At 56.6% G+C, this 14734-nt stretch carries 14 protein-coding genes and 2 pseudogenes; 7 read left to right on the top strand and 9 right to left on the bottom strand.

Features of this window, described 5'->3' with window-relative positions; translation table 11 throughout:
• The 3 genes and pseudogenes from FHL16_RS24995 to FHL16_RS24985 all read right to left on the bottom strand — a co-directional run.
• Nucleotides 1-310, bottom strand: a pseudogene (locus FHL16_RS24995) (hypothetical protein); the annotation flags it as partial.
• A 266-nt stretch (nucleotides 311-576) separates the two neighbouring features.
• Nucleotides 577-747 (bottom strand): annotated as a pseudogene (locus FHL16_RS34550) (alanine--glyoxylate aminotransferase family protein); the annotation flags it as partial.
• 145 nt (nucleotides 748-892) lie between these two features.
• Entirely contained in the window at nucleotides 893-1351 is a 459-nt protein-coding gene (locus FHL16_RS24985) for a helix-turn-helix domain-containing protein (protein WP_077749580.1), read from the bottom strand.
• Nucleotides 1352-1591: 240 nt separating this feature from the next.
• Between FHL16_RS24985 and FHL16_RS24980 the strand changes: the two genes are divergently transcribed.
• Nucleotides 1592-2056 carry a hypothetical protein gene (locus FHL16_RS24980; protein ID WP_077749579.1) on the top strand — a complete coding sequence of 155 codons (465 nt, stop codon included), beginning with the start codon at nucleotides 1592-1594 and terminating at the stop codon, nucleotides 2054-2056.
• Nucleotides 2057-2473: 417 nt separating this feature from the next.
• Nucleotides 2474-2926 (top strand): antitoxin Xre/MbcA/ParS toxin-binding domain-containing protein, encoded by a 453-nt coding sequence (locus FHL16_RS24970; RefSeq protein WP_077749578.1) that lies wholly within the window; start codon nucleotides 2474-2476, stop codon nucleotides 2924-2926.
• 258 nt (nucleotides 2927-3184) lie between these two features.
• On the opposite strand, the gene FHL16_RS24965 is transcribed toward FHL16_RS24970, so the two are convergent.
• The 5 genes from FHL16_RS24965 to FHL16_RS24945 form a co-directional block, all read right to left on the bottom strand.
• The gene (locus tag FHL16_RS24965) at nucleotides 3185-3613 is read right to left on the bottom strand and encodes a TetR family transcriptional regulator (RefSeq protein ID WP_077749577.1); all 429 of its coding nucleotides are present in this window, start codon (nucleotides 3611-3613) and stop codon (nucleotides 3185-3187) included.
• Nucleotides 3610-5496 (bottom strand): integrase, encoded by a 1887-nt coding sequence (locus FHL16_RS24960; protein ID WP_077749576.1) that lies wholly within the window; start codon nucleotides 5494-5496, stop codon nucleotides 3610-3612. Before FHL16_RS24960 ends, FHL16_RS24965 begins: the two co-directional genes overlap by 4 nt.
• Nucleotides 5493-7172, bottom strand: a complete 1680-nt coding sequence (locus FHL16_RS24955; protein WP_077749575.1) for a hypothetical protein — start codon at nucleotides 7170-7172, stop codon at nucleotides 5493-5495. Before FHL16_RS24955 ends, FHL16_RS24960 begins: the two co-directional genes overlap by 4 nt.
• A complete protein-coding gene (locus tag FHL16_RS24950; protein ID WP_077749574.1) occupies nucleotides 7172-8320 on the bottom strand; it encodes a tyrosine-type recombinase/integrase in 1149 nt (382 codons plus the stop codon). Before FHL16_RS24950 ends, FHL16_RS24955 begins: the two co-directional genes overlap by 1 nt.
• A 164-nt stretch (nucleotides 8321-8484) precedes the next feature.
• The gene (locus FHL16_RS24945; RefSeq protein ID WP_010462634.1) at nucleotides 8485-8982 is read right to left on the bottom strand and encodes a DUF6231 family protein; all 498 of its coding nucleotides are present in this window, start codon (nucleotides 8980-8982) and stop codon (nucleotides 8485-8487) included.
• A 189-nt stretch (nucleotides 8983-9171) separates the two neighbouring features.
• Here FHL16_RS24945 and FHL16_RS24940 point away from each other — a divergent pair, with 189 nt between their 5' ends.
• From FHL16_RS24940 to FHL16_RS24925, 4 genes are all read left to right on the top strand, one after another.
• Nucleotides 9172-9867: an OmpA family protein gene (locus FHL16_RS24940; protein ID WP_010462632.1), complete on the top strand. Its 696-nt coding sequence runs from the start codon at nucleotides 9172-9174 to the stop codon at nucleotides 9865-9867.
• Between the two features lie 90 nt (nucleotides 9868-9957).
• Nucleotides 9958-10671, top strand: coding sequence for an OmpA family protein (locus FHL16_RS24935; RefSeq protein WP_010462630.1), 714 nt, complete (start codon nucleotides 9958-9960; stop codon nucleotides 10669-10671).
• Nucleotides 10672-10818: 147 nt separating this feature from the next.
• Nucleotides 10819-11097 carry a DUF1145 domain-containing protein gene (locus FHL16_RS24930; protein ID WP_010462628.1) on the top strand — a complete coding sequence of 93 codons (279 nt, stop codon included), beginning with the start codon at nucleotides 10819-10821 and terminating at the stop codon, nucleotides 11095-11097.
• A complete protein-coding gene (locus FHL16_RS24925) occupies nucleotides 11090-11848 on the top strand; it encodes a collagen-like triple helix repeat-containing protein (protein ID WP_010462626.1) in 759 nt (252 codons plus the stop codon). The genes FHL16_RS24930 and FHL16_RS24925 overlap by 8 nt, the downstream gene beginning before the upstream one ends.
• Nucleotides 11849-11969: 121 nt before the next feature.
• Here the strand turns inward: FHL16_RS24925 and FHL16_RS24915 are convergent, their stop codons facing one another.
• The gene (locus FHL16_RS24915; protein ID WP_010462624.1) at nucleotides 11970-12434 is read right to left on the bottom strand and encodes a CopD family protein; all 465 of its coding nucleotides are present in this window, start codon (nucleotides 12432-12434) and stop codon (nucleotides 11970-11972) included.
• A 99-nt stretch (nucleotides 12435-12533) separates the two neighbouring features.
• Here FHL16_RS24915 and dinG point away from each other — a divergent pair, with 99 nt between their 5' ends.
• Nucleotides 12534-14678 carry an ATP-dependent DNA helicase DinG gene (dinG, locus tag FHL16_RS24910; protein WP_077749573.1) on the top strand — a complete coding sequence of 715 codons (2145 nt, stop codon included), beginning with the start codon at nucleotides 12534-12536 and terminating at the stop codon, nucleotides 14676-14678.
• The last annotated feature ends 56 nt before the right edge of the window (nucleotides 14679-14734 follow it).

Here is a 14734-nt window from a genome sequence, read left to right as displayed (position 1 = left end):
TACTGACGTACAGGCTGATATCGAGCATGTCGGTCATAATGTCGGTGATCTGCGTGCCGACGATGCTCACCAGCACCACGGTCAACCAGTAGATCCACGGCGAATAGGCTGTTTTGCGCATTTGAAAGAACAGAGCGCACCCGAGTACCAACGCCATGCCGATGCTAGTCCAGCCAGCGCCGAAACCGGCATCCACGGCGAGGAAGTCGGCACCGGTTTCACCCACGGTCGTCGAGAGAATCTTGATCACCCAGAAGGCCAGTGTCACTTCGGGGACTTTGTTAAGCCATCCGGCTTTTGCGGGATTCATGTGTGGGTCGCCTCTCCTGAACAGCGCTGAACTTGCGCTGAAGGGAAGATACGACCCAATACTTAGCTGGGACTGAGGATTCGCTCAATATTAAAGAGCGCGGTAAAAATATTTACCGATCTTCCGACTAAATAAGTCGTCTTAAGCACCGGTTGTCTGAATCGCCCCTAGTTTCGTAGACACATCCGACTGACTCCTTTTGGCCGATTTCTGCCTGTCGCCACAGTCAGTTTTGGGTCGGCCCAACTCATGAGCAAGAAGAGGGCTTAGTTAACAATCACCTCATGCAGTGCCCGCTTCAGTGTGCTGACCGTGCGCTCAATATTGTGCAGATTTTCGAGTCTGAACAGCCCAAAGCGAAAGGTATGGAAGTCGGCCGGCTCGTCGCATTGCAACGGCACTCCTGCCGCGATCTGCAGGTCGTAGTCGACAAATTTCTAGTTCTTCACGGATTGACAGGAAAGATGTTTTTCGGCCACTTGGTTGACCGCCTGGATTTTGAATTCTTCGGGATAATGCTGGTCGCTCATGACACCTCCAAGACCTCATTCTAAGGGGATGTGTCTACGAAACTAGGGGCGATTAGTTCGTTTTGCGCCAATATCGGTCCACTGTTGTTGTTCCAACACCGAGCTTACGAGATACCTCTATTTTGCTGAGCCCTTCGGATTGGAGTTTTTGAATGGCATTGCGATTGTTCTCAGCACGTTTCCCTCGTACGCCTTGAATAGCGCCGGCACTGAATTCGCTGCGCAGCCTCCCTGTCTTGAGGTATTCATCGAGCTCGCTGCGTTGTTTGGCCTGATAGTCCCCTAAACTCAACGATGCCATGCGGGCCTCCACTGTAAAAAGCACGATGCTCGGCGTAACGCCTAAGCAGTCGCAAAGGGACCGAAACTTTGCGATCGAAATGCTTTGACGGCCTCGCTCTACGCTGGCGAGATACTCGCGACTCAGCGCCCTCGAACAGTCCTCCCGTTTAAGTCCGGCGTCTACTCTAATTTCTCTCAGCGTTTGCCCAAGAGCTTCCAGATATTCCATTGCTCTTCCGCGCAGCCGTAAAAGAGCAATAAGGCCATGCTTTGACACCCCACATCGCTGGGCTATAACATGTATATGTGGGGTGTCGATTCCTTGTCTTGCTAGCGCTCCTCCACACACACACACACACACACCTGGACCGCAAGCCATACTGAGACTGCGGAACCAAGTCTCGCGCTGGCAACTGTCCACACCCAAGCTACCTTGGGAGGCGTCAGCCCATTCGCAACGGAGCAACTAGTGATTTACGTGCTTGACCCCAAGAGCCTCGCAGTTCATGCAAGGTCGCACTGTGAGGTTGAAGGCTACTGCTTTCTCATAACTATCACCTCAATTCAAACGGGCAAACGAGACCGCGCGGCGATTGTCCGTTGCGCCTACGAGCTCCAGCACTATTTGAGTTTCGCACAGGATGTTCTCATTGAAGGCGTACAGATGCTTTGCCCGCCGAGTGTGGACGGTCGGGGATTTTGGAGCTTAGAGGACGTGATCCAGATTGTCTGTTTCAGGGGGGCCGAAGCTGACGAATCAGCAGTGGTTTACAAAACAGCGAAAGGTACCTACAAGCTCGGAGAACTCGATCTTCGCAGAAAAAAAACTCGCCATGTCTGGTACTCGGAACATCGTCTCCATGCTCGTACTCCTCAAGTATCCGATCGGGTGCTGAATGAGAGCGAGTTGTTCCTTTATGCGGCCGTGCCTTGAATTCGCTAACCATGACCAGGAGGGAGCAGCGTGTTATTGGCCCCCACACTGATTTCGTTACCGAGCTTTTACTGACCCATCCGAGCGCCCGTCTGAAGCCTCTATAGGATTACCGCGCCTCATCGTGTGGAGTTGAAGGAGATGACTGCAAAAGGAGTGAATGGGCGGGGGACCATTTTTGTTTCTTCCATGAATGGTGACCACCACCAGTGGGTAGAACTAACCCATTACGGGAATCGTTATGAAGGGCAAACGCAAAGTCAAAACACTCAAGTGGCAGAATGCAGCGTCTCTCATGGCACACGCTCGCTGTATAGTCGACCGGCGCACGGCGCGGGCTTCACGATTCCTTGATGTCGCTTTGTCGCTAGGTAGAGAGTTTGAACCTGCTGGCCTGCTGGCAGGTGGCAGAAATCCATGCTCGCTGGAAGAGTGAACGGACCGGTTTACCACGTTTATCGGCTACGGCTGGAAGCGTTGTTGCACATTCCAGCCGACGCTGATGAACAAAGAATTCACGAAATTATCGCGGCGGGCTTCGAGCCTACGAGGATAAAGGCTTGGTGCGAGCAGAGCCTCTTCAGCACCGACGCCCTCAACCAGGTTATTTCGATGAGCACTCTCCATCGCCGATTAGCGCGCGGACAGCGCTTGACGTTGGGTGAGAGTGATCGATTGTTTCGACTTGCTCATGTAGCAGCCATGGCCGAAGCGGTGTTTGAGAACAAAGAAAAAGCACTGTTTTGGCTATGCAAACCGAACCTGCGTTTTGCGGGCACTCCTCCAATTGAGCTGCTTTCGACCTACCTAGGCACTCGCTTGATCGAGGAGTTGCTCATTGAGCATGCGGACTGGTTGCGTTGTGAGTAGTCGACACTATACAAGCTCGGTGCTCAGATCCACGCGGCCCCCGGCTCGACAAGGCTGCCGGTCTACTAATTATCTCAGTGCTCAGCGAGCGATGGGCCGGTTTATTCACGTTGGTGCGATAACGGCGATGAACACCACCAAAAATTTACTCATGCAACGCCAGATAGGCACTCGCTGTTATCGCCGTAATCCAGATCGAGCAGTCCGCACAACAAATCGGTGGAGGCAAGGAGCACTGAGCAGGAAAACGGAATCTACTTACCCATGCGGTTTCCTTGAGGCCAGATCGACCACTTTGCTGTCGTTCCTCTTAGCTTTGAGCACACGATTCTCGTCCATCAGTACTTCGTTGATGGAAGCAAGACTGGCGAGCTTGGTCTGTAGCTCTTCGATCTCCTGACGGTACGCTGCGGACTTTTTGCGTTCCGCAATCAAGTCTTGTTGTTTCACATCACGCATGGCACGACTGGAGCGACCTTGAGCCTCTCTTATAGCCTCGGCAATCCGCGGATAGTGGTTGTGAATTAGCGCCGTCGACACGCCCGCCTCGCGGGCGACTGCCGCGATGGTAATCTTGGATTCCCCAGGGCGGGCGCGTCCCTTCTGGATGCGGAGGAGGGCAAGTTTCAGGTCCTTCTCGCGATCCTCGGCAGGCTTGTAGTTGGTTGTCTTGTCCTTGGATTTCATGCGATTAAAGCCTCCGGCTCCATTCCCAATTGTATCAGTACGTCACGGCAGCGATTCAGGTCGCGCTCAACGCGCTGCCGGCCTCCCTCACCTATATCCGCGCAATACAACAGCCCTTTTAGGTCATCGTAGAGCCGCTGGTAAATGGGCGCGTGAGCACGACTAATTACTGCATGATTGCAGTTGCCGCAGCGGGTACGTTCAAGTGTATTGCCGACGCAACCGTCATTGTCCGCCGTGCACCAGGCATGACCGTTGCTGCGAATTGCAGTGCTCTCACTAATGGACTTCAGCATCGAGGCATGATCCTTGAAGATCAGCAGGTTCTGCGGCTCTCGCTGCCATTGCTTAAGCGCGCGGCCATAGCCCCCAGCCAAGCGTTCGTCACCGAGCCAATTATCGACGATACCGAGTTTTATATCTTCCAACTCCCCGTGAATATCGAAGAACAGATCAAGATCCAGATGCTGGCCCCATTTGTCGTCCATGGCATAGCCTAGTGTCATGTCCAGCGACCAGTGTGCGAAATGTTCTTTGAGGTAGCGAAGATCACCGTAACGGCTATGTGCGGCATAGTTGGCAAACTTGCGGCGGAACTGATGGCTAGAGAGACTCCAACTCAGGCCGCAGTCTTTCGTGAACTTCTTAAGGTGCAAACTCCAACTTCCGTTGCAAAGTGTTCGTACCTGATTGATTCTTGAATCTACACCGAGAAAGAGTGCGCCACGGTGCTTTTGGGCCTCCGCAATTTGCGGATCATGTGGATTGGCGCGGCGCCGCTGCATGATTTCGACAGCGATTTTAGCCTGATAGGGCGCGCTCCAGCGCTCCATTAGGCGCAGGGCGCGCACAGCGCCCTCGGGGATCATCCAGTCATGAATACCAACATCGGTTTTTTCAGACCGAGAGCGCATCCAGTGATAGACGATGCCTTCATTGTCCTTGGTGCGGTGGATCGCGCCTAACTGTACATTTACCAGCTCGTGGTTGCGACATCCGGAGGTGCTCGCAATGACGATGTAACAGGAAGTACGCAAATCGATTAGCGCTTCGTTGAACTTCCTCAGACTCCCCTTCCAACCTAGTGCTAGAAGTTGGCGGTTCTTGGCATTATTGAGGGTAGTCTTAGCTTGCCCTCTGTGCTGTATCGTCAGAGCATCCAATGCATCGCGTAGGTCGATCAGTTGAGGACCACGTTCTACTTGCTGATAGGCTCGCTCGAACAGGATGCAGAACACGTCATCGGGAATTAGGGGCGTTTTGCCGCTTTGGCGTTTACGGCCGATGAGCCCTGCCAATGCACACGAGGAGGTCTCGGGCCATGGATGGTTCGACATTCGGTCTTCGGTGAATTGACTGAGTTCATGGAGCGCTTCGACGGCTTTGAAACGACCTTCCAATCCAGAGCACGAAAGTGGCTTGCCCTTAGAGTGATTGATCTGTCGGTGCGCCTTGCAGCTGTCGATGTAGTGCCGGCAGATCATAGGTGTAGCAGCGAATAGTTGGTGAATCTTAAGCGCCTCCAGATGGCGTAAAAATGGTATTGCATATTTAAAAAGACTATAGACTGTGCTGCCTTTTGGTCGCACACACCCTTCGCGCCCTCGTCGTATGTAGCGGTATAAGATGGCCTTCATCACGTCTCTAAATGCCGGCGGCAAGATGTCGAAATCCAGGCGTCTATGCGCTCCCACAACATTGCTGGGGAAACCGGTTAAATGCCAAGTATTGTCCGCATAAAAGCTGAGAGCGACCCACGTCCCATCGACTTGGATGCTGCTGATAATTAGCACATCACGTTCGGCTACAGAGAGCTCACGCACATCGCCGGGCTGAACTGCAATGGATGCGCAGCTAGTTGCCGCCGAGTTGTCATCGCTCATGCAAAGATCTCTAGACTATCAATCAGATCAACTGACCAAAACGAATGCGGCAAGGCACGGGCACGCTCTCGAGCAGCCTCCACAACGGAGGGCTTGAATGTGCCGCGACGAACACCCTCGGCAACGATGTAGTGGTCGATCAAACGAGGAATGTGTGCGTACTCTCGTGCCCAGCGATGCTTGCACATGCGTGAGCGTTCGGACAGCACGCGGAAGTAGAAGCTGAACAGTTTGTACAGATCATCGGCTGTCACGGCGTAGTGATTGCATCGCAGGCAATTCATGAAATTCATGCAAGTCGCTCCCTCGCGCTTCGGGGCGTACTGCCCGTTCACCGGGTCAGCGCAGCGGCCCATGGGGGTATTCTTATATGTCGCTCTAATGGTGTTGGTTAGTAACTCTTGAACCAATACCTCTCCCATGAACTGCCAATTGCGGCGTGCACTTTCACTTGGTGCCAAGTAATTACTATCGGCTACCCGCGGGGTATTGCCTAAAGCCGCGGCAGTGACTGCCAGATCGCCACCGGTCAGCTCGAAAATGCGGTTGGCGAAGGTCTTGCGAAGTCGAGAGATATTAATGCGCAAAGGCTTTCCGTCGCAGTCTGTCAGGCTATAGCGAGCTACAAGGCTGGCTATAGCCTCTCTCAACGATCCATCAGTCAACGCATTGATTTCGCCGGCGTTTCTATTAGAACGAGCGCGATACAGCCACACGCGGCCTTTGAGGTCGTCGGGTGCTTGTGAATCTAGAGATTCGGTAAGAGTCATCGTGCGACGGATTAACCGCTCCACGTTGGTCCTCACGTTTGGCGTCGATTCCAAAAGACGTTCGGCATCTGATGAGGCGCGGAGGGCCGCCTTGCTGGTGTTGTAACCTCGCCTTTTCCATAACACTAGGAATACAGTGTTGTCTTTGGGGTGCGGGCGCAGGCAGTTGCGGTCCATTTCCAGCAATGGTGTAGTATTACGCCCAGTGTGCAGTGCCACAACTAACAGGACGAAGCAAAGGAGTTCTCCAGTCACGGGTGCACCGTCGTCCCAGATCGGACTAATTGCGTGACGCAGCGCAACCGAAACCGCCTGCTGTTCGCGCTTGGATAGCGCCGTCTCGCCTTTTAGCTTGCGGTTGACGTTCGGAAAGGGATTCTTCGGGAAGGTGGCAGCATCACCGGAAGTAACTATATGGATCAGTCCCCGCGCTCCCAAGGCGATTAGCACGGGCTTAGTGTGCGAGTAATAGCTCTTCTGAGTGGTACTTTCCACGCTTAGCGCAGCGAGATGGCTGAGGTAACCGTCGATCAAGTCCCGGCTAACATCCTCCAAAACCAATTCACGGCCAAATGCCGTTGCTCGTAGCACGCAATACTCGAGGAAAAAGCGCATCCCCGTCCTGCAGTAGGTACTCACAGTGCTCGTCTCGACAATAGCGTCCCCATCTGCCAGAAAGCGTTCGATCTGGCGCTGGCAGGCATAGGTGATGGAATCGATGCCAGCGCCATACCAACGGGCAAAATCGAAGCTGCGGGACGGAGTGGGGTTCCTCCCGAACGCGACCTTGGTATTACTGGGTGGGATTACCTCTGGCAGAATCACCACGTTACCTGCCATATCGTGGCTGTGCTCGACTTGTGGCACACTGAGATCGGTCTTAGTAAATACCTTGCGTTTGCCCATCAAGTGGCCCCTGCCAGTGCGTTCAATTCATCGTCATACGCCAGTACCGCTTTGTCGGCCATTTCATTGACAAGGTGCAGGTACACCATGGTTGTCTGAATCGAACTGTGGCCGAGTTGTCGCTGAACGAAGACCAAAGGCTCCAGCCCACTCTCAGGGGTACGTTGGAGACTGACTAGGGTTTGGGTGGCGTATGTGTGCCGGAGCATGTGCGTATGGACCCGGACTCCAGCCCGCTTGCCGGTCTCGCTGATGATCCGGTTGAGGCTCTTGCCATCGTCACCATAGGATTCACCGGCCTGGTTAAGGAGCAAAGCCTTCTGTGGAGTCTTGCTTAGCGAGGCGCGCTCGCCGCGGATCTTTGTCACATAGCGATAGAGTTCAGCCATGAACTTGCGGCTGACGTAAATATCTCGTGGCTTGCTGCCCTTAGTCACCATACCGCTGCCGTCGGACGGGTCGAGCCGAATGCGGAGGTTGCGTTCGGTTCGTCCAACCTTGTCTGGGTCCAAGACATATGCCAGCGGAAAGGCAGCGATTTCCTCGCGGCGCAGACCTGTATGCAACGCCAGGCGAATCATCATCCTGTGATGAGGGTTCTCCGCTGCGGCCAGGAGAGATTTGATCTCGGCCATGCTTAGAAACTTGGGCAAGATCTTGTGGCAACGCGGCATCACATTGTTTGCCATCACCTGACCACCACTGGCATCGACATGCGCAAGGAAGCCCAATTCACGCTTTACGGTGCGCTCTTCATGACCGAACGGCAGGCGCTTCACCCAGCCATTATCTAGTGCGAATTCGTAGAACTTACAGATGTACGTCAGTCGCTGGCGTGTAGTGTTCAGAGCCAGGCCGCACGTGTCCAAGCAATAGTCTCGGTAGGCAGACACAAGACTCTTAGCCTCACCTCGATCTACGTCCCGCCAGTCCAGTTCGTGCGCTTGGAGGAAGCTGAAGAAATCATAAAGAGCACGTCCAGTACTTGGCCAGGAGCGTTTAGACCCTATAGCCCCGCGAAGTAAGTAGTGGCGAAAAAATTGATTGGCGGGGACACAACTCTCCATCGAGTCCCACAGAAGAACGGGGAATCCTGGGTAGGGTTGCCCAGCGATCACAAAGTCTTTAGTAGCCTTCACAAGCTCCATCTGCCATCCCTTACATCGACCAGATACCCAATCCCTTCAGCCTGCTTTAACAGATTCAGGGTCATTAGATCGCCCCTTAATCACCAGCTCAGGCTAGGAGTTCGTAAGGGGCTGCTATCTAATACAATAGGAATCTAACGCTTGCAAGGAGTCAGATCATTGCGTTACCACCAATATTTCCCGAAGTTTTCCGGATTGGCCCAGAACCGCGAGTTGAGCCAGTCGGGCACCTGTTTATAGTCAAGCAGATCGTAGGTGAACAGCGTCAGCACTTGTTCATCGCGCTGGAAGCGTTCACTGGCTTGCAAGGCCAGGGAAAAGAAATCCGTCTCCTGCCAGCCGCTGGCCGGCAAATCCGCCAGCACCGCAATGCGGCTGGCGTTCAGATTACGGATCCCGCCTAAAAGATTCAGACCGTCACGCTTTGGCAGGTGTTCAAGGCAATCGACCACCAGCGCCAGATCAAAGCGGCGCGCCGCCAGTTCGGCCGGCAGTGCACCCGGTGCCGCATGCGCCACGCAGCTGTCCGGGTGCGCGAGCTTGAACGCCTCAAGTGCGGGGAATTCGCTGGCGCCGATCAACAACAGGCGCGCGGGGGCGTATCGATCAAGCAAAGCGGCCAACGCCTGCTGGGGCGTGCGCGAAGAAATACCTGCAATCATCAGAGTTCCTCAAAAAGAGCACCAAGACTAGCCTGCCCAAACGTGCGGGCCTAGAGCGGGTTTGCACCAAAATCGGCGAACGGCCGTGAATACGTGACTAAACAGCGGTGGCCTATTGCTGGCGGAGATTAAAACTCCGGTCTTTACTCCCTGAATCGGTTTCAAGCCGATCCCTCAGGAGAAAACTAGATGAGCATAGTTCGGACAGCATTACCCTTGGTTCTGCTAACCAGTGTGTTGACTGGTTGCGCAGGTTTGCAGAAAACCGACTGGCCGACCTGTGCAGGGGTCGGTGGTGTCATCGGTGCGGGTCTCGGTGCGACCGAGAGTACGGCATGGGCGGGGTATGGCGCGCTGGCCGTCGGCAGTTTCGCCGCGGCTTATTGCTGGGTGCATGGCGATGGCGACGAAGACGGCGATGGTGTGCCGGACAGTCGCGACAAGTGTCCGGGTACGCCTCGAGGCGTGAAGGTCGATGCCGACGGCTGCCCTCCACCGGTACCTGCGCCAGTGGTCGAAGAAGTCGTGGTGGTCAAGGAAGAAGTCATTGTCATCCGCGATGTCCACTTCCAGTTCGACAAAGCCACACTCACGCCTTCCGATAAAGATGTACTCAACACAATCGCCACGCGCCTGAAACAGGAAGCCTCCACCGCTCAATTGACCGTGACCGGCCATACCGACAGCGTGGGCAGTGATACCTACAACCAGAAACTGTCGGATAAGCGTGCTCACTCGGTGGTTGAATACCTCATCCAGCAAGGCGTCCCACGCAGCAGCTTCGTGTCTGTGACCGGTGCCGGTGAAAGCCAGCCGGTGGCCGATAACAAAACCGCTGACGGCCGTGCGCAGAACCGTCGCACGGAAATCAAAATCAACCGCTAAGTCCCATCCGCTCCGCGGCTTGTGCAGTCGCGGATGCGGGTCTTTACTCCTGTGTAACCGGTATGGGCCGGTAACACAGGAGCTTTCACAATGAGCGTTCTCACAAGGACCGTCTTGCCGGTTCTGCTGCTAGGCAGCCTGTTGACCGGTTGCGCCACTCACAGCGATGGCACCGCCCCTCTCAATCAACGTACCTGGCCGATCTGCAGCCTCATCGGCGGACTGGTCGGCGGCGGTCTGGGCGCGATTGAAAGTGCCGGCTGGGCAGGCGGTGGCGCAGCACTCGGTATCTTGACCGGTGGCTTGATCTGTTACGCCCAGGATGGCGATGAGGACGAAGACGGCGTTTTCGATCGGCGTGATCGTTGCCCCGATACCCCGGCCAATACGCCTGTCGAACACCATGGTTGTCCGCTGCCGCAGTACCCGGCCAGCGTGAAACCTGTCGAAGTTGTTGAGCCCGAAGTCATCACGCTGCCCAGCGACGTGCTGTTTGCCTTCAACAAGTCTGACCTGAGTCCCGCCGCGCAGAGTCAATTGGATTCGCTGATGTCCAAACTGCAATTCGCCGATGTGGTGAGCATCAAGGTGATCGGTCATACCGACAGCGTCGGTTCGGATGAATACAACCAGGCACTTTCGGAGCGTCGCGCCAGCAGTGTGGCAGCTTATCTGTTGAGCCAGGGCATTGCGCCGAGCAAACTCACCAGCGAAGGCAAAGGCGAAAGCCAGCCGTTGGCCGACAACGAAACGGATGAAGGACGCGCGAAAAACCGTAGGGTGGAGTTACACATTAATCGCTAAGCCCCGTAATAGAGCCGTCGGACAACAGTGGCTGTTGATTCGACGGCCATTCGGCGGCCTTCATGAAGAATTTTCTGTTGCCCTCTGGCTTATCCCTCGCGGAAGCCGTTACTGTGCGCGCAAAGAATAATTCTCAACGGGGGGCGTATGAAGGTGTTTTGGGGGCTGGGGAAGTTGTTGACCCTGCTGTTTTGGCTGGTGGTGCTGGTCAATCTGCTGATGCCGTTTGTCAATCCGTTGCACCTGCTGGTCAATCTGGCTGGCGGCGTGTTGGCGTCTCTTCATCTGCTTGAGGCGGTGTTCTGTTTCCGCAGCCTCAGAGGTCGCGCCCACCCTTGGCGTGATCGCTTGAAGATCCTGTTTTTCGGCGTATTCCACCTGCAAACCCTCCCGGCTCCGACCGTATCGAAGGCTTCCCATGCGTAAACTCTGTCTGCTCGCCGCACTCATCAGCCCATTGGCCTGCGCCCAGGTGGTCAGTGTCGAAACCAATTCATTGATGCGCCTGCCCAACACCGCCAGCACCTTGCAGCTTGAACGCCTGGAAGTCGCCGATTACGGCACTTTGTTGATTCCTTCGAACGTGACCGAAGTCACCGTCGGCGAATTGCATCTGGGGCGTGAGGCGCGGATCGCCATCGTGCCAAGTGAACAGGTACTGGAGTTGAAAGTCAGTCGTGCCGAATTGTCTGAAGGCAGCCAGATCACGGCTCGCGGGGCGCCGGGAACTTACCTCAAGGCCGCTCGCTCCGGACGCAACCTGAATTTGCAGATCAAGGCACTGAATGCACCGCTGTTGTCGGTAGACGCTCGCGGTGGCGCGGGCGCGCCAGGTTTTGTCGGCCTTGATGGGGCCAACGGTCAGGCGCCGGGTTGCACATGGGGCCAGGCCGGCCGCGGTGCCGATGGCAGCAATGGCAGTGATGGTCAGCCGGGGGCGCCGGGGGCGCTGGTCAGGCTGGAAGTGCCACGGGATTATCCGGCTGAACAGATCAAGGTTCAGGTGGCGGGTGGTGCCGGTGGCATCGCGGGGCCTGGCGGCAAGCCGGGCGCGGGCGGCAAGGCGAAGGGTTGCCTCGTTTACGAGGCCGATGGCGGCAAAAGCGGTCGTCCTGGGATTGATGGACAGCCGGGGCCTGCGGGTGCGGCGGGTTCGGTGACCGTTCAAAGGTTGTAAGAACGACCGAGATCCTGTGGCGAGGGAGCTTGCTCCCGCTGGACTGCGCAGCAGTCCTATTTTGGGGCCGCTTCGCAACCCAGCGGGAGCAAGCTCCCTCGCCACAGTTGTACTGTTTGCTTTAGAACATCGGTCTGGCCGCAGCAATCGCCACCAGCACCAACCCGACAATCAAATTGATCCCCACCAACTTGCGAATCTTCCCAAGCACCGCAGCCCCGGTCGGCCAATCCTGTGCGCCCACCGCCGTGCGCAACTCTGGAAGCAGCAACGCTTGAATCCGGATAAACAGCGCGGTCATCACCACATACAAGCCCATCATCACCTGCACATACCGCGGCGCCGCCTCAAACCCGGCGTATTGCAGATGAATCATGCCCACGCCACTGATCGGCAATAGCACCACCGCGACCCAGACCCAGCGGAAAAAACCTTGAAACACTTCCACCCACAGCTTCAAACGGGCAGGCCCCTCCAGCGCCTTCATCGCTGCAGGCCGCAAGACCATCCAGGCGAAAAACATACCGCCGACCCACACCAGGGCGGACAGGACGTGCAGGGTGTAAACGATGCCAAAAGGTGTCATTGAGGTACTCCGTTCTGCGCGGGATTAATTAGCGGGGTATGATAGCGGCCCATACGAACCACTGAAAATTTATCCAGCGTTTTTTGCGCCCGACAATCCATGATCAGCACCGAACTCAAAACCACGATCCAGGGCGCCTACTCGCGTTTTCTTGAAGCCAAGAGCCTCAAACCGCGCTACGGCCAACGCCTGATGATCGCCGAAATTGCCAAAGTCCTCGGTGACATCGACACCGACGACGAAGGCCGGCGCAGTGGCGACCCCGCGATTGTCGCGGTGGAAGCCGGCACCGGTACCGGTAAAACCGTGGCCTACAGCCTGGCGGCGATACCCACCGCCAAGGCCGCTGGCAAACGCCTGGTCATCGCCACGGCCACCGTGGCCCTGCAAGAGCAGATCGTCTACAAGGATTTGCCCGACCTGATGCGCAACAGCGGTCTGAATTTCAGCTTCGCCCTGGCCAAGGGGCGTGGGCGCTACATGTGCCTGTCCAAGCTCGACATGTTGCTCCAGGAAGGTCACGCGCAAACCGCCACGGCTCAGCTGTTCGAAGAAGAAGGTTTCAAGATCGAGGTCGATGAGGCCAGCCAGAAGCTCTTCACCAGCATGATCGAGAAGCTCGCCGGCAATAAATGGGACGGCGACCGCGACAGTTGGTCCACTGCCCTGGAAGACGCCGACTGGGCGCGCCTGACGACCGATCACAGCCAGTGTACTAACCGTCATTGCCCCAACTTCGGCCAGTGCGCCTTCTACAAGGCCCGCGAAGGCATGGGCAAGGTTGACGTGATTGTCACCAACCACGACATGGTCCTGGCAGACCTGGCGTTGGGCGGCGGCGCCGTGCTGCCGGACCCGCGCGATACCATTTACGTATTCGACGAAGGCCACCACCTGCCGGACAAGGCCATCGGCCATTTCGCCCACTACACGCGCCTGCGTTCCACCGCCGACTGGCTGGAAACCACTGCCAAGAACCTCACCAAACTACTGGCCCAGCATCCGCTGCCGGGTGACCTGGGCAAGTTGATCGAGCAGGTGCCGGAGCTGGCTCGAGAGATCAAGACCCAGCAGCAGTTCATGTTCACCGCGTGCGAGCAAGTGGCCGATTTCAAACCCGGCGAAGACGTCGAAGGCCGCGAGCGGCCGCGTCACCGTTTCGTCGGCGGGGTGATTCCCGAGCACATGCGTGAAATGGGCGTCGAGCTGAAGAAGGGTTATGCCCGTCTGACCGACCTGTTCACCCGGCTCACCGAACTGCTCAAGGAAGGCATGGACGGCGAGGTCAATATCGGCATCGCCAGCAACCAGGCCGAAGAGTGGTATCCGCTGTTCGGCAGCCTGTTGTCCCGTTCTTCGGGCAACTGGGAATTGTGGGTCGCGTTCACCGCTGAGGACCCGGAAGACAACCCGCCCATGGCCCGCTGGCTGACCCTGGCCGAGAGCGGTTCGCTGTTCGACATCGAGGTCAATGCCAGCCCGATCCTCGCCGCGGAAATGCTCCGGCGCAACCTGTGGAACGTCGCTTATGGCGCACTGGTGACTTCGGCGACCCTGACCGCTCTCGGCACCTTCGACCGTTTCCGCATGCGTGCCGGCCTGCCAAAAAAAGCCGTGACTGCCGTGGTCCCGAGCCCGTTCCATCATGCCGACGCCGGTGTGTTGCGGGTGCCGGACCTGAAAGCCGACCCGCGTGACGCACCGGCCCACACCGCCGCGATCATCCGTGACTTGCCAGCCTTGGTGGAAGGTTCGCGCGGCACCCTGGTGCTGTTCTCCTCGCGCAAACAGATGCAGGACGTGTTCGACGGCCTGGACCGCGATTGGCGCAAGCAAGTGTTCATTCAAGGCAACCTGTCGAAACAGGAAACCCTGAACAAGCACAAGGCGCGTGTTGATGGCGGAGACTCCAGCGTGCTGTTCGGCCTGGCGAGTTTTGCCGAAGGGGTCGACTTACCCGGTGCGTATTGCGAACACGTGGTGATCGCGAAGATTCCGTTCTCGGTGCCCGACGACCCGGTCGAAGCGGCCCTGGCCGAATGGATTGAAGCCCGTGGCGGCAATCCGTTCATGGAAATCTCCGTGCCGGACGCCTCGCTGAAACTGGTCCAGGCCTGCGGCCGCTTGCTGCGTACCGAAGAAGACCGCGGCACCATCACCCTGCTGGATCGACGTCTGGTCACCCAGCGTTACGGCAAAGCAATCCTCAACGCATTGCCGCCATTCCGTCGCGAAATTTCCTGAAACACCGGTGGGCTTTTTTGCCCACCGCGTTGTCTATCGTTCAGCCACCACCTTTC

The organism is Pseudomonas sp. FSL W5-0299 (assembly GCF_005930655.1).
In the GTDB taxonomy this organism is placed as follows: Bacteria; Pseudomonadota; Gammaproteobacteria; order Pseudomonadales; family Pseudomonadaceae; genus Aquipseudomonas; species Aquipseudomonas mandelii.
The sequence above is the reverse complement of the archived record's forward strand: the minus strand, read 5'-3'. Positions and strand labels throughout refer to the sequence as shown.

Coding starts and splice junctions, on each gene's coding strand:
- FHL16_RS24940 (WP_010462632.1), top strand. CDS start 9,172: ATGAGCATAGTTCGGACAGCATTACCCTTGGTTCTGCTAACCAGTGTG.
- FHL16_RS24935 (WP_010462630.1), top strand. CDS start 9,958: ATGAGCGTTCTCACAAGGACCGTCTTGCCGGTTCTGCTGCTAGGCAGC.
- FHL16_RS24985 (WP_077749580.1), bottom strand. CDS start 1,351: ATGGAATATCTGGAAGCTCTTGGGCAAACGCTGAGAGAAATTAGAGTA.
- FHL16_RS24955 (WP_077749575.1), bottom strand. CDS start 7,172: ATGGGCAAACGCAAGGTATTTACTAAGACCGATCTCAGTGTGCCACAA.
- FHL16_RS24950 (WP_077749574.1), bottom strand. CDS start 8,320: ATGGAGCTTGTGAAGGCTACTAAAGACTTTGTGATCGCTGGGCAACCC.
- FHL16_RS24925 (WP_010462626.1), top strand. CDS start 11,090: ATGCGTAAACTCTGTCTGCTCGCCGCACTCATCAGCCCATTGGCCTGC.
- FHL16_RS24960 (WP_077749576.1), bottom strand. CDS start 5,496: ATGAGCGATGACAACTCGGCGGCAACTAGCTGCGCATCCATTGCAGTT.
- FHL16_RS24965 (WP_077749577.1), bottom strand. CDS start 3,613: ATGAAATCCAAGGACAAGACAACCAACTACAAGCCTGCCGAGGATCGC.
- FHL16_RS24915 (WP_010462624.1), bottom strand. CDS start 12,434: ATGACACCTTTTGGCATCGTTTACACCCTGCACGTCCTGTCCGCCCTG.
- FHL16_RS24930 (WP_010462628.1), top strand. CDS start 10,819: ATGAAGGTGTTTTGGGGGCTGGGGAAGTTGTTGACCCTGCTGTTTTGG.
- dinG (WP_077749573.1), top strand. CDS start 12,534: ATGATCAGCACCGAACTCAAAACCACGATCCAGGGCGCCTACTCGCGT.
- FHL16_RS24945 (WP_010462634.1), bottom strand. CDS start 8,982: ATGATTGCAGGTATTTCTTCGCGCACGCCCCAGCAGGCGTTGGCCGCT.
- FHL16_RS24970 (WP_077749578.1), top strand. CDS start 2,474: ATGCTCGCTGGAAGAGTGAACGGACCGGTTTACCACGTTTATCGGCTA.